The sequence below is a fragment of the Campylobacter concisus genome (genome assembly GCF_002092855.1).
Lineage (GTDB): Bacteria > Campylobacterota > Campylobacteria > Campylobacterales > Campylobacteraceae > Campylobacter_A > Campylobacter_A concisus_AI.
Genome location: NZ_LVLC01000001.1, coordinates 672405 through 685575, shown reverse-complemented (window position 1 = coordinate 685575; position 13171 = coordinate 672405). Strand labels below are relative to the sequence as shown.

Here is a 13171-nt window from a genome sequence, read left to right as displayed (position 1 = left end):
TAACATTAAAAGGTAAAGATTGCTTATAAAAAAAATAGTCATAATCCTTGCTATTTCGCTTTTTGCTCTTGGATGTGCAAAGAAATTTGATACGCCACAGATGGTAGATTTTGACTTGAAAACATTTAAGGTAAGCTCATCAAAAGGTCTACTTTTGCTTTACGTGCAAAATAGCAAGAATGAGTATAAATTTAGCCTTGTAAATGCACTTGGCGCGCCAGAAGCTAGGCGACTTTTAAAAGATGGCAGCTTTAAAAATTTAGGTTTTTTGCCGCCAAATAGTGCCTATAATGAACTTTTTATAAAAGTACTAGAGATGATAAAAGATGAAAAAAGCGAGCAAAAATTTATGATAGATGATCAATATTATGAGGTAGAAAGTGTTGATCTACGTTAGCAAACCAGCCATTATCAGTGCCGCAGGGAGCAGCTGTGATGAGAATTTAAGCTCGCTTTTAAGCGGAAAGAGGTTTCTGAGCCTTAGCAGTGAGTTTCATCCTGAGAATAAATTTTTAGTTGCGAAATTTGATAAAGCACTGCCAGAGTTTGCCAAGAAGACAAAAGAACACTTTAAAACAAGAACCAATGCCTTGCTTTTAAACACGCTTCTTGAGCTTGATGATGAGATCAAGAGGGCTATCAAAAAATTTGGCAAAAGCCGTGTAGGTGTTATTTTAGGCACTACAACGAGTGGAATTGAAGAAAATTTTTGGACTTTTAAAGAGTATATAAAAACTGAAATTTTTGATAAAAGCAAGTTTGGTATAGATAGAAACTGTCTTGCAAATGTGACCGAATTTGTGACCGAATTTTATGGATTAGAAGGTCCAAGTTTTTGTGTTTCAACTGCCTGTACTTCTGGTGTTAAGGCGATTATTGAGGCACAAAGACTAATAAAAAGCGATATTTGCGATGCGGTTATATGCGGCGGCGTCGATAGTTTAAACACATTAACCATAAATGGCTTTAACTCACTTAGCATTTTAAGTCAAAAACCAAGCCAGCCATTTTCTAAAAACAGAGAGGGCATAAACATAGGCGAGGGGGCTGGGCTGTTTTTGCTTAGCCGTGATCAAATTTCAGACGTTATCGTCGCTGGTTCAGCCTCAAACTGCGACGCTTTTCATATGACTCAACCTGATTTTAGTGCCAAAATGGCAATTTGTTGTATAGAAGAAGCTTTAAAAAAAGCTGACATGAGAGGCGTAGACTATGTAAATTTGCATGGTACCGGCACGCAAGCAAATGACAAAATGGAGGTAAAAGCTGTAAATTTAACGCTTGGCTTTGCATATGCTAGCTCGTTAAAGCCACAGATCGGACACACGCTAGGAGCTGCTGGAGCAATAGAAAGCGCCATTTGCTCCATGCTTTGCATGGAGGAAAATAGCACCTTGCCACCACACGTTTATGACGGAGCATATGACGAGAGTTTGGAAGCTATAAATTTAGTAAAAAGCGGCACGAAATTTGACGTAAAAACGGCGATGTCGCTATCTTTTGCCTTTGGCGGAGATAACGCCGCGATAATTTTTAAAAGAGTGAGATGATGATAAGTGATTATTTGCCGCACAGTAGCGCCATAACTCTGATCGATGAAATTTTAGAATTTACCCCTTGCGAGAGCATAAAAGTAAGAAGTGTGATAAATGAGCAAACTCCATTTTTGGAAGATGGGAAATTTTACATGCAAAAAGCGATTGAGATGATGGCTCAAAGCCTTGGTGTTTATGACTCAAAGATGCGTGAGTTAAGGGGCGAAAAGGCGATATTTGGCTTTTTGCTTGGCAGTAGGAAATTTGAAATTTTTAGGCCGTATTTTAAAGTAGGTGATGAGATAGTGATCGTCTCAAAGTGCTCGATCCAAGATGAGAGTGGATTTGGCGTTTATGACAGCGAGCTTTTTGTAAATGGAGAGCTTGGCGCAAGGACGGTTTTAAACGTGATGAGCCCTGATGAAGAATTTGTAAAAAAGGCACTTAGTGAGTAAGAGAGTATTGATAACTGGATCAAGTAGAGGCATAGGAGCTAGCATAGCTAGGCACCTTGCTAACAAGTACGAAGTGGTGCTTCACGCAAGAAGTAAGAGCGATGAGCTTTTAAAGATGGCTAGTGAACTTGGGGCTAAATTTTTGACATTTGACGTGGCTGATACTGCTGCTGCTAAAGAGGCCATAGAGGCTGACATGGAGGCAAATGGCGTTTATTACGGTGTTATTTTAAACGCTGGCATAACAAGAGATAACACCTTTGTGGGGCTGAGTGACGAAGAGTGGTTTGACGTGATAGATGTAAATTTAAATGGCTTTTACAACGTGCTAAGACCAGCGCTAATGCCCATGATAAGGGCTAGAAAGCCAGCTAGAATAGTAACACTAAGCTCTGTTTCGGGGGTTATCGGCAATAGAGGTCAGGTGAACTACTCAGCTAGCAAGGCAGGCATCATAGGAGCTAGCAAAGCCCTTGCAGTAGAGCTTGCAAGTAGAGGCATAACAGTAAACTGCGTAGCGCCCGGGCTTATAAAGACAGATATGAGCGAGGAAATTTTAAATAGCGACTTTTTAGATGAGGTGCTAAAGGCCATACCTGCAAAAAGAGCTGGCGAGGCTAGCGAGGTGGCAGGGCTGGTTAAATTTCTACTAAGCGACGAGGCTAGCTACATCACAAGGCAGGTGATCGGCGTAAATGGAGGACTTTGCTAATGCGTGTATTTGTCACAGGCATCGGCACAGTCAGTGCTTTTGGCAACAGCTGGGAGGAGATGAGAGCTAAATTTCTTGAGGGTAAAAATGCCGTGAAATATATGAGCGAGTGGGATGGTTGTAAGGACCTAAACACGCGCCTAGCAGCACCTATCATAGACTACAAACACCCACAGGAGTGGGACAGAAAACAGCTAAGAAGCCTTGGCAAGGTCTCGTGTTATAGCGTACATGCGGCCGGACTTGCTTTAAAAGACGCTGGTTTGCTAAATGGAGAAGAGTTGCAAGCTGCAAATTTAGATCCAAGCGTGCAAGATGGCAGGATGGGCGTAGCAAGTGGCTCAAGCACTGGTAGCACGGACTCTATCCTTGATATGGCAAAGCTCGTTTTGGACATGGATAGCGATTTTAACGCAAATACCTACATAAAAATGATGCCTCACACCACAGCGGCAAATATCGCACTATTTTACTCGCTAAAAGGGCGTATCATTCCTACATCTTCTGCATGTACGAGTGGCTCGCATGCTATCGGCTATGCGTATGAGAGCATAAAAAATGGCAGCATAGATATGATGCTAGCAGGCGGTGCTGAGGAGCTTTGCGTGAGCGAGGCCTACGTCTTTGACAAACTCTACGCTACAAGTGTGAAAAACAGCACACCAAATTTGACCCCAACGCCGTTTGAAAAAGATAGAGATGGCTTGGTGCTTGGCGAGGGAGCTGGATTTTTAGTGCTTGAAAGTGAAGAGAGCGCTTTAAAAAGAGGGGCTAAAATTTATGCTGAGGTTGTTGGTTTTGGTTCAACATGTGATGGCACGCACATCACTAGGCCACAAAGTGCGACAATGAAAGCAGCAATGAGTCTAGCGCTTCGTGACGCAAATTTAGAGCCAAAAAGCATAGGATATGTAAATGCCCATGCGACTGCGACAAAACACGGCGATATAGCTGAAAGCATCGCTACAAATGAGATTTTTGGAGAGGATATCGCCATTAGCTCGCTTAAAAGTTATCTTGGTCACACGCTTGGAGCTTGCGGCGGACTGGAGGCGATAGCAACTATCATGATGATGAGAGAAGAGCTATTTTTCCCAACTATAAATTTAAACGTGATCGATCCTGAGTGTGCAAAGCTAAACTACTTAAAGGAGCCAACACCGATAAAGACGGACTTTGTGATGAGTAATAACTTTGCATTTGGTGGTGTAAATACATCTTTGATATTCAAAAGAGTTAATAACAAATTTTAAAAAGGATAAACATGAAAAAATTAGTTTCATTAGTTGCCATTTTGGCATTTGCTACAAGTCTTAATGCAAGAGATGATGTGAAATATCACTCACTTGATTTCCTAAATGGCCCAAAAGCTAAAAATTTCTTACTTCCAAATGTAAGTATCAGCTTTGGCACAGGCTATAGCGGTCAGGTAATTGTAAAAGACCTGACATCAAATAAAAAGACAAATGGTTTTAATAAAAGTGATGAAGAGGCATGCCAAATCGCACTTCTTTCGGCCTTAAAGACTTTCCAAGAAAGAGCATTAAAAGAAGGCGGCACTAAGGTTGTAAATTTAACTGGCTACTACAAAAAACAGCCATTTAACTCAAAAACTCAGTTTCAGTGCGGAAGCGGTGCTTTGATGTCTGGTGTTACTCTAAAAGGTGATATCGCGAAATAATGAAATTTCAAGTTGATTTTTTTGACGCGATAGCTTATGGCGATGTCGGCGAGGATCTGGCTAGATACAAAAAAGAATTTGATCTAGCAAAAATTCCACCAATTCAAAGAAGAAGGCTAAGTAGTGCTGCAAAGTGCGCTTTTAGCCTACTTAGTGGCTTTGATAAGCTTGATATGCCAGTTATTTTTAGCTCGTATGAAGGAGAGATAAATCGCTGCTTTGAGCTAGAGACTACACTGGCAAAAGCTGAGCCAGTTTCGCCTACTTCGTTTTCACTTTCTGTGCATAACGCTATCTCGTCGCTTCTTAGTATAGAAGCTAAAAATCACAATGAAATTCTTGCCATTTCATCATTTAGCCCAGTCGAAGATGCGCTGCAAGCGGCATTTTTAAGACTAAATGACGGATATGAAAAGGTGCTAATACTTGCCTATCACGAGTCGATAAAGCAGAGTTATTTTGATGAGAAAAAGCCGTCATTTATGCTCGCTCTTGTTGTCTCAAAGGCAAAAAATGAGAGGATTTTAACTCTAAAAAGAGCCAAAAAAGAAAAAGAAATTTGCGGGAATTTATTAAAAAGCTTTATTGTAAATTTTGATCCAAAAATATCTAAAAGCTGGCAAAGTTGTAGTTATCCTTCATCTTGGGATTTTAGCTATGAGCCTTAAAATTTTAAGAACTGGATCTTTCTTTTTCTTTTTTGCGATCATTTGCATAAGCGGAGATTTGCTACTTGTGCCAGTAGTACTTTTGGGGCTAAATAAATTTAAATTTGTACAAAATTTATGCCGTGATCTAGTTAGAATTTCTTGGGGATTTTTTATAAAAGTTGCTAAAAATTGTGGGCGTTTGGACTATAAATTTGAGCTTAGCGAGCTAAATGGCGGATCAAATTTGGTCATAGCAAATCACCCTTCGCTTCTTGATGTGGTCTTTTTGGTTTCAAAATTTAAAAGGATAAACTGTATCGTAAAGGGCGAGCTTGGCAAAAATATATTTTTATTTGCAGCTATTAGGGCTTGCAACTACATACCAAACACAAATAACGAGGAATTTTTACAAAAAAGCGTAGAGGTTTTAAAAGGTGGTGAAAATTTATTGATTTTCCCAGAGGGCACACGTACGAAAGATGAAATTATTTTTCATAAGGCAGCAGCTTACATAGGTGTAAAAGGCGCTAAAAATATTGTTTGCATCGGTATCAATATGCACCCAAGAAGCCTTAGAAAAAATGAACCATGGTACAAAATATCAGATGAAAAGATAAAATATCATTTTAAAGAGATAAAAATTTTTGATGTTGATATGTTTTTAAAGGATAGGCCAAGCCCCGTGAGGGCCAGGGCAATGCATGATGAGATAAGTAAAATTTATAAGGAGGAATTTGGTGAAAGAGCTAGTTAATGAGATAAAAGAGTTGATCATCACAAGCTTAAATTTAGAGGATATGAAGCCAAGCGATATTGATGAGAATGCGCCACTTTTTAATGATGGTCTTGGACTTGATAGCGTTGATGCCTTAGAGCTTGGGCTTGCGGTGCAGAAAAAATATGGCCTCGTGCTTGACTCAAAGAGCTCAAATCTAAAAGAGATATTTTTTAGTGTATCTTCTCTTGCAAAATACATTTACGAAAATAGGAAATAACTATGAGTGAAAAAGAAATTTTTGAAATTTTAAAGAAAGCCTTGATCGATCTTTTTGAGATAGATGAGAGCAAGATAAAGCCAGAAACTAGGATATATGAGGATTTGCAGATCGATAGCATCGACGCTATTGATATGATTGATTACATCAAACGTCAAACCGGACATAGGCTGATGCCAGAGGATTTTAAAAACGTAAAAACGCTTGATGATATTGTAAAAGCCGTAGCAAAGAAATTTGAAGCATAAAATAGTAAACCTAGCACTAGTTTTAGTAAGCATTGCTTATCCTTTAGTGCTATTTTTTTGGCAAGAAAACGCCACTTTGATATTTGGTGTTTTGTGTGTGCTTTGGGGGCTTAGAGCCTATTTTGAAAGTGGTAAGAAAAGACAGGTTTGCTTAGCGGCTGGGATATTTTTTGCCATTTGCGCTATTTTTAGAAGCGTAAATCTAGCACTTTTATATCCAAGTATCGTAAGCCTTGGCTTTTTGGCGATCTTTTTTTACAGCTTAAAGGGCGAGGCTGTTATAACAAAAATCGCTAGATTAAAAGAGAAAAATATAGATGAAAAGGTCGTTAGCTACACAAGAGGGCTAACAAAAATTTGGTGCTTATTTTTTGTATTTAATGCGGTTTTAGTATTTGTTTTATCGTGCTTTGAAAATAAATTTTATTGGAGCATTTACTGCTCCTTTATCTCTTATATTTTGATGGGATTTTTGTTTTTTGGAGAAATTTTATATCGTAAAGTTTTTATTTTAAAGAGGAAAAATGGAGTTTGAAAATAGTCTAAAAGAGTTTAAATTTGTTGATATTGATAAAAATTTATACTCACAAGTTGGTATTTTTGGGGCAAATTTAAAAGAGTATAGTGTGAGTGAGATAGAGATCTATCTAAGTGAAACTTTTGACTTTTGTGTAGCCTTTTTTGGATCACTTGCGATCGGCGTGAAGCCTATTTTGCTTGCAAAGCCTATTTTTAGTAGTGATAAATTTAATATCAATGATGAAAATTTCAAGAATTTTTTGACTCCAGCTAGAAATATGGAGCCAAAATTTAATCTAAATTCTACTTTTTTTCTTCAAACTTCAGGCTCGACTGGAAATAGCAAAAATATCCCAAAAAGACTTGGTGCGATGATAGAAGAAGGGCTATTTTTAAAAGAAGAACTTGGAGTTAATGAAAGCGATACATTTTTTTCAAGCGTTTCACATCAGCATATGTTTGGCCTTACTTTTAAGGTATTTTTGCCCATCATCTCTGGTGCAAAGGTTGTTAGTAGGGAGCTAAATTACCCAGAGGCGATCTTTGAGCTAGAGCTTGAAAATTTAAGTTTCATAACAAGCCCAGTTTTGCTTCAAACGCTAATTTCTAGCCCAAGAGCAGCTGAAATTTTAGGGCTAAAAAACATCATCTGTGCCGGCTCAGCCCTAAAGAGCGAGCTAAGAGCTAGCATAGCAAAACTAAGCAGTGCGTGCATCATCGACATCTATGGCAGTACCGAAACTGGTGTAGTGGCTAGAAATTTAGGTGATGAACTTTTGCTTTTTAGCAAGGTAAAGGCAGATCTTAGCGAGGACGAGGCATTAAACGTGAGTTCGCCATGGTGTGAGTTTTTCCAAACTAGCGACTGGGCACAGATAAATGGCAACAGACTCACGCTAAAGGGCAGGATCGATAGGATAGTCAAGCTAAATGACAAAAGGGTCAATCTAATAAGCATCGAAAATAAGATGCTTGAAAGTGGCCTTTTAAAAGATTGCTACTGTGATACGCATCCAAAATTTAAGCGCCTAGCCGCACTTTTAGAGCTTAGCGAAGAGGGTGTGAAGCTCTTTAGAGATAGCGGCAAAAAGGGCGTTGTAGCAAGGCTAAATGAGCTTTTAAGGCCTGAGTTTAAAAATAGTGTTAGGTATTTTAAAATCGTTAGCTCACTTTGTAAAAACGCACAAGGTAAATTTATAAAAGCAAATTTTAAAGAGCTTTTAGAAAAGATTGGGGAGCCTAGTTGGGATAAAAGTAGTGAAAATGGCATCTACAAATTTAAAACAAAGCTTAGCCCAGCACTTGGTATTTTTACCGAGCATTTTCCAAATTTACCGTTGCTACCTGGCTTTGTGCAGCTTGATTTTGTATTTAAATTTGCAAGAGAGCTTGGCGCAGAAATAGGCGATCAGTGCGTGGTAGAGAATCTGAAATTTTTAAAATTTGTAAGGCCAAATGACGAGCTTCGCATAGAAATTTCGCAAAAAGATGAGAAGGTTTATTTTGAGATATTTTGTAACGGTGCTAGAAGTGCTGCTGGTAGGATAAAGCTGGGCTTATGAAGACGCTCTTTCTCATACCATTTTACAACCATCCAGAGAAGATCAAAGCCCTTTGTGAGGCGCTTGCTAGCTATGATCTACCTATTTTAATAGTTGATGATGGCTCAAATGAGACTTCAAAAAAAGCTTTGCAAAATTTGAGCGAATTTGGTGTAGAAATTTTTACAAGAGCACAAAACGGCGGTAAGGGAGCTGCACTAAAAGATGGCTTTAGGCACGCTGTGCAAAATGGCTACACGCATGCATTTCAGATCGACGCTGACTTTCAGCACGACATAAGCGAAGTGACTGAGTTTTTAGAGCTTAGCAGAAAGTATCCATACGATATGATAATGGCTGATCCTATCTATGGCGAGGATGCGCCAAAGTCTAGATTTTATGGTAGAAAGATCACAAATTTTTGGGTTAAGGTAAACACCCTAAGCACCAACATAAAAGATGCGATGTGCGGCTTTAGAATTTATCCGCTAAAAGAGCTTGAGAGCGCGACCTTTCAAAGTAGCTCAAATAGGATGGAATTTGACATGGAGATCCTAGTAAATGCTGTGAGAGCAGGCATTAGACTAAAGTGGATACCATTAAAGGTAAGATATGAAAAAGGTGGAATTTCTCACTTTAAAATGCTAGAAGATAACGTATTAATAAGCCTTATGCATGCAAAATATTTTTTTAGTTTGGTTCCATTTTTGCTAGGTAAAGCCTTTAAAGGGCAAAAATACGTATGGTGGCAAAAAGGCGAAAGATCAAATGAATTTTTCTTAAGGGTGAGTTTATTTTTAACCAAGAATTTGCCTATTTTTCTTATAAAGCCTATCGTTATGATCGTCGTTTGTTTTTATTATATTTTTTCAAAAATAGAGAGAAAAAATATAAGAGAATTTTTACAAAATGTAGAGAAATTTAGTGGTAAAAAGCCGACTACTGGTGTTTTTAGAAATTTTTATGAATTTGGTATTGCTATTTGCGATAAATTTCGTATTTGGCAAAATGGTGTGCTCGAAAATGAACTAGATATTGACGAACTTATGTGGATAAAAGAAGAGTTTGAGGCATCAAAGCGTGGCAGGATTTTGCTAACAAGCCATCTAGGAAATGTAGAAATTTGCAAGACACTTTCGCTTAGATCGCCAAGTTTTCGTATGATCATCTTGGTTTATAGTAAGGGAAATGAAAATTTTTATAAAATTTTAGAGCAGATAAGTAAGGGGCAGATCAAACTAATAAGCGTAGAAAATCTCGATGCAGCAGCTATGCTTGATCTAAAAGAGGCGGTAGAAGGTGGCGTAAATATCGGCATAATGGGCGATAGAACTCCGGTAAATGGCGATAAATTTGTTGAGGTTAGCTTTCTTGGCAAGATGGCTAAATTTAACTATGGCCCATACTTACTAGCTGGCATTTTGGGTGTAAAAATGAGCACGCTTTGGTGCGTAAAAAATGGCGATAAATTCAGTATCGAGCTAAGTGACATCGCAGATGAGATAAAACTAGGTCGCGACCGCAAGGCAAGCGTCATGCCATACGTGCAAAGCTATGTAAGACAGCTTGAGGATCACGCTTGCAAGAACCCATCGCAGTGGTTTAACTTTTTTGACTTTTGGAGATAAATTTGAAAATTTCACACGTTAGCACATTTAAAGTGGCGTTTTTTGATGTTGATAGCATGGAAGTGATGTGGCATGGTAACTATGTCAAGTACCTAGAAATGGCGCGCTGCGAGCTACTTGACAAGCTAGGGTACAACTACATTGCTATGAAAAAAGATGGTTACGCCTTTCCTATCGTAAAGCTTGACGTAAAATACGTGCGCCCAGCCTTTTTTAACGACTTCATAAAGGTCACAACGACGCTTAGCGAGTGCGAAACATTTTTAAAATTTCACTATCTTATAGAAAATGAAAAGGGCGAAAAGCTAAGTGAGGCAAATACCGCGCAAGCTGTCATCGATATGAAGAGCTTACAAACTTGCTTTGAGATGCCTGAATCCTTAAAAAAAGCGATTGAAGCTTACACGAAAAAGGAAAATTTATGAAAAAAATAACTCTTTTTTTAGCCATTTTTATATCTTGCTTTGGCTATGAGCTAAGCGAGCTTAAAAATATAGTAAAAACAGATGGTGTAGGCGGAAATTTCACGCAGACAAAGAGCCTGGCTGGCTTTAACAAAAGCATAAAAAGCACAGGTGAGTTTAGGCTAGAAAAGGACGGTCTTTACTGGGATACGCTAGAGCCCGTCGTCTCAAAGGTTTTTATAAACAAAGATGGTATTTTTAAAAACGAAAATGGCAAGCTTGAAAAGACAACTGCAAATTTTGACGAAAAGCTATTCCTTGCTATCATCAGCCTAGATGAGAGCGAGCTTAGAAAAGAATTTGACATAAAAACAAGCGGCAGCCTAAAAGAGTGGGAAATAGAGCTAAGCCCTAAAAATTTACTCTTTAAACAAATTTTTAAAAGCATAAAGATAAGTGGCGACGATGTGGTAAAAAAGATCGAGCTTGACGAGGTAAGCGGAGATAAAACAATAAATGAGTTTAGTCTAAAATGAAAAAACTAGTCACGATCTTGGCTTTTATCTTTGTTTTTTTAGCCTCGCTTGGATATTCGCTTGCGAGCCTAAAAAACGTCCAAACCGACATCTTTTCACTGATAAATTTCAAAGACGCCAAAGAGGCAAAGGTGCTAAAAGAGGTGCAAGATGAGATGGCGTCAAATTTTTTAGTGTTAGTAAATTCCAAAGAGCTAGCCAAAAATGTGCAAAGCTTAGCTTTTAAAAGTTCCCTTTTTAAGAGCTTTGAGGCGAACATTGACGTAAATTTAAATGATATAAAAAACGACATCAACCGCTCAAAGATCGCGCTTTTAAGTAGGGCTGATCTAGAGCTTTTAAAAAGCGATAAAAACGCCTTTTTCAAAAAGCGCGCAGAGGAAATTTTTAACAGTTTTAGCTTTATGCTTTTAAATGTAAAAGATGATTTTTTCTCGCTAAGTAGTGGTTTTAGTGCAAAAAACGGCAATGTTAGCTTAAATTTAGCAGATCTAATGCTTGAGGTAAAGGACAGAGAGAGGAGCTTTTTCTTGCTAAAAGGCGAGCTAAAAAGTGGCGTGGGAGGTGAGGGGCTAATAAAATTTTATAACGAGTTAAATGCGCTAAAAGTTGGACAAAACGAGCTTTTTGTGCACTCAAGTGCCCTATATCAGGCATTTTCAAAGCAAAAAAATGAGAGCGAGAGCCTTTATATGAGCGTGGTCTCGCTTAGTTTGACCGCTATATTTTTGATGCTTGCTTTTAGAAATTTGCGAATTTTTTATGTGATATTTATCGCTGCATTTGGCTTTAGCTTGGCATTTGCAGGCACTTTACTCTGCCTTGGTGAGCTAAATATCCTTACTATTTTAATAAGCACAAGCCTCATTGGCCTTATGTTTGACTACGTTTTACACTGGCTTAGTAAAAACGAGGGCGAAGCGATCAGGACAGACAGCATAAAAAACATGCTAAAAATTTTTTTGTTAGGCCTATTTATAACGCTTAGTGGCTATCTGGCTTTTACTTTTTCTGATCTTAGGCTGCTTAAAGAGGTGGCGCTATTTTCGGCGTTTGCACTTGTTGCTGCGTTTTTGGCTAGCTACTTTTTCATACCTTTGGTCTTTGAAGGGGTGAAATTTTATAGATCAAAGCTCTTTGATAGGTTTTTAACTAAATTTTGCAAGCTCTCTGCCCTAGTTGCTAGGCATTTGGGGGTTAAATTTCTAGCTTTTTCGCTTATTTTGCTAGCTATTTTTATCGGGCTTGATCTTAAAAATTTATCAAAAAGTGAAAACGTAAAAGACTACTCAAATATGCCAAAGAGCCTGCTAGCGAACTCTTCTTATATCTTAAGCCTAACTGGCAACAACCAAAATACTATGATCGTGACAAGATCTGGTGGCGACATTTTGGGTGATGAAAAGAGCCTTTTAGATGAGCTAAAAAAGAGAAATTTGATAAAAGATGAGAGCTCGCTAAGTGATATGTTTTTAAGTAAAAGTGAGCAGGGTGAGCTAAAAGAGGTGTTTAAAAAGGTGCTTGATGATGAGCAAATTTATGCGGTTTATGAGAAATTTGGCTTTAACAAAGATGAGATAAGGGATGAAATTTTAAAAATTTTGGGCGAAAAAGAGCTTGGCGTGAGTGAAATTTTGGCTCTAAAATCAATGAAGGATTTTAAGAAATTTATGCTTGATGAAAATGCAAGTGTGGCTTACGCGAGTGGCTTTGTAAAAGGAGCGGCAAGTGATGATGTGCTAGAGCGCTACAACGCTTTTAGTCTAAATTTTGCTAGCTCGCTAAATGAGAGCCTAACTCAGGCAAAAGAGCTTGCTCTAAAGCTAAAAATAGCAGCACTTGTGATCGCATTTTTACTGCTATGGTTTTACTTTAGTGCGCTTATCTCGGCACTTGTGATGGGCACCATCGTCTTTGGCGTGCTTCTTACGCTCTTTATCTTTGCCGTTTTTGGCATAAATTTAAGCATCTTTGGTGTCTTTGGGCTTATACTTGCAAGTGCTGTGGGGATTGATTACATGATATTTGCGCTAAATGAGAGCCTTAGCGAAAAAGAGCGAATTTATGGGATATTTTGCGCATTTATCACGAGTTTTATCTCGTTTTTTACCCTCTCTTTTAGTCAGACCGCCGCTCTTAGCGTCTTTGGGCTAAGCGTTAGCCTTTGCGTGCTGATATATGGGCTATGTGCTAGCGTTTTGGCTTGTAAAAATATAAAAATTTAGCTTTGTTTTCACGCCCCAAGCGTTTTGGCTAGCTTGGGGCTT

General features: G+C 38.4%; 16 protein-coding genes. All 16 read left to right on the top strand.

Annotated features, from left to right (window positions below; translation table 11 throughout):
* Window positions 1–19: 19 nt before the first annotated feature.
* Genes A3223_RS03495 through A3223_RS03420 form a run of 16 tightly spaced genes read left to right on the top strand, consistent with a single transcriptional unit; the run spans window position 20 to window position 13129 of the window.
* Entirely contained in the window at window positions 20–397 is a 378-nt protein-coding gene (locus A3223_RS03495; protein ID WP_084108944.1) for a hypothetical protein, read from the top strand.
* A complete protein-coding gene (locus A3223_RS03490; protein WP_257639236.1) occupies window positions 381–1550 on the top strand; it encodes a beta-ketoacyl synthase N-terminal-like domain-containing protein in 1170 nt (389 codons plus the stop codon). Before A3223_RS03495 ends, A3223_RS03490 begins: the two co-directional genes overlap by 17 nt.
* Entirely contained in the window at window positions 1547–1990 is a 444-nt protein-coding gene (locus A3223_RS03485; RefSeq protein WP_084108941.1) for an ApeP family dehydratase, read from the top strand. The genes A3223_RS03490 and A3223_RS03485 overlap by 4 nt, the downstream gene beginning before the upstream one ends.
* Window positions 1983–2702, top strand: a complete 720-nt coding sequence (gene fabG / locus A3223_RS03480) for a 3-oxoacyl-ACP reductase FabG (protein ID WP_084108938.1) — start codon at window positions 1983–1985, stop codon at window positions 2700–2702. Before A3223_RS03485 ends, fabG begins: the two co-directional genes overlap by 8 nt.
* A complete protein-coding gene (locus A3223_RS03475; protein ID WP_084109281.1) occupies window positions 2702–3955 on the top strand; it encodes a beta-ketoacyl-ACP synthase in 1254 nt (417 codons plus the stop codon). The genes fabG and A3223_RS03475 overlap by 1 nt, the downstream gene beginning before the upstream one ends.
* Before the next feature lie 11 nt (window positions 3956–3966).
* Window positions 3967–4383, top strand: a complete 417-nt coding sequence (locus A3223_RS03470) for a hypothetical protein (RefSeq protein ID WP_021090821.1) — start codon at window positions 3967–3969, stop codon at window positions 4381–4383.
* A complete protein-coding gene (locus A3223_RS03465; protein WP_084108935.1) occupies window positions 4383–5051 on the top strand; it encodes a beta-ketoacyl synthase chain length factor in 669 nt (222 codons plus the stop codon). Before A3223_RS03470 ends, A3223_RS03465 begins: the two co-directional genes overlap by 1 nt.
* The gene (locus A3223_RS03460; protein ID WP_257639235.1) at window positions 4978–5787 is read left to right on the top strand and encodes a lysophospholipid acyltransferase family protein; all 810 of its coding nucleotides are present in this window, start codon (window positions 4978–4980) and stop codon (window positions 5785–5787) included. The genes A3223_RS03465 and A3223_RS03460 overlap by 74 nt, the downstream gene beginning before the upstream one ends.
* Window positions 5771–6028: a phosphopantetheine-binding protein gene (locus tag A3223_RS03455; protein ID WP_084108930.1), complete on the top strand. Its 258-nt coding sequence runs from the start codon at window positions 5771–5773 to the stop codon at window positions 6026–6028. Before A3223_RS03460 ends, A3223_RS03455 begins: the two co-directional genes overlap by 17 nt.
* Before the next feature lie 2 nt (window positions 6029–6030).
* The gene (locus A3223_RS03450) at window positions 6031–6276 is read left to right on the top strand and encodes an acyl carrier protein (RefSeq protein ID WP_021090641.1); all 246 of its coding nucleotides are present in this window, start codon (window positions 6031–6033) and stop codon (window positions 6274–6276) included.
* On the top strand, window positions 6266–6811 hold the full coding sequence (locus tag A3223_RS03445) for a hypothetical protein (RefSeq protein ID WP_084108927.1): 546 nt from the start codon (window positions 6266–6268) through the stop codon (window positions 6809–6811). The genes A3223_RS03450 and A3223_RS03445 overlap by 11 nt, the downstream gene beginning before the upstream one ends.
* Window positions 6801–8357 carry an AMP-binding protein gene (locus A3223_RS03440; RefSeq protein ID WP_084108924.1) on the top strand — a complete coding sequence of 519 codons (1557 nt, stop codon included), beginning with the start codon at window positions 6801–6803 and terminating at the stop codon, window positions 8355–8357. The genes A3223_RS03445 and A3223_RS03440 overlap by 11 nt, the downstream gene beginning before the upstream one ends.
* On the top strand, window positions 8354–9964 hold the full coding sequence (locus A3223_RS03435) for a glycosyltransferase family 2 protein (RefSeq protein ID WP_084108921.1): 1611 nt from the start codon (window positions 8354–8356) through the stop codon (window positions 9962–9964). Before A3223_RS03440 ends, A3223_RS03435 begins: the two co-directional genes overlap by 4 nt.
* 2 nt (window positions 9965–9966) lie before the next feature.
* On the top strand, window positions 9967–10389 hold the full coding sequence (locus tag A3223_RS03430; RefSeq protein ID WP_257639234.1) for an acyl-CoA thioesterase: 423 nt from the start codon (window positions 9967–9969) through the stop codon (window positions 10387–10389).
* Window positions 10386–10904, top strand: a complete 519-nt coding sequence (locus A3223_RS03425; RefSeq protein WP_084108915.1) for a LolA family protein — start codon at window positions 10386–10388, stop codon at window positions 10902–10904. Before A3223_RS03430 ends, A3223_RS03425 begins: the two co-directional genes overlap by 4 nt.
* On the top strand, window positions 10901–13129 hold the full coding sequence (locus A3223_RS03420) for a hypothetical protein (protein WP_084108912.1): 2229 nt from the start codon (window positions 10901–10903) through the stop codon (window positions 13127–13129). Before A3223_RS03425 ends, A3223_RS03420 begins: the two co-directional genes overlap by 4 nt.
* Window positions 13130–13171: the final 42 nt, after the last annotated feature.

Coding starts and splice junctions, on each gene's coding strand:
- A3223_RS03485 (WP_084108941.1), top strand. CDS start 1,547: ATGATGATAAGTGATTATTTGCCGCACAGTAGCGCCATAACTCTGATC.
- A3223_RS03475 (WP_084109281.1), top strand. CDS start 2,702: ATGCGTGTATTTGTCACAGGCATCGGCACAGTCAGTGCTTTTGGCAAC.
- A3223_RS03470 (WP_021090821.1), top strand. CDS start 3,967: ATGAAAAAATTAGTTTCATTAGTTGCCATTTTGGCATTTGCTACAAGT.
- A3223_RS03465 (WP_084108935.1), top strand. CDS start 4,383: ATGAAATTTCAAGTTGATTTTTTTGACGCGATAGCTTATGGCGATGTC.
- A3223_RS03450 (WP_021090641.1), top strand. CDS start 6,031: ATGAGTGAAAAAGAAATTTTTGAAATTTTAAAGAAAGCCTTGATCGAT.
- A3223_RS03440 (WP_084108924.1), top strand. CDS start 6,801: ATGGAGTTTGAAAATAGTCTAAAAGAGTTTAAATTTGTTGATATTGAT.
- A3223_RS03435 (WP_084108921.1), top strand. CDS start 8,354: ATGAAGACGCTCTTTCTCATACCATTTTACAACCATCCAGAGAAGATC.
- A3223_RS03425 (WP_084108915.1), top strand. CDS start 10,386: ATGAAAAAAATAACTCTTTTTTTAGCCATTTTTATATCTTGCTTTGGC.
- A3223_RS03420 (WP_084108912.1), top strand. CDS start 10,901: ATGAAAAAACTAGTCACGATCTTGGCTTTTATCTTTGTTTTTTTAGCC.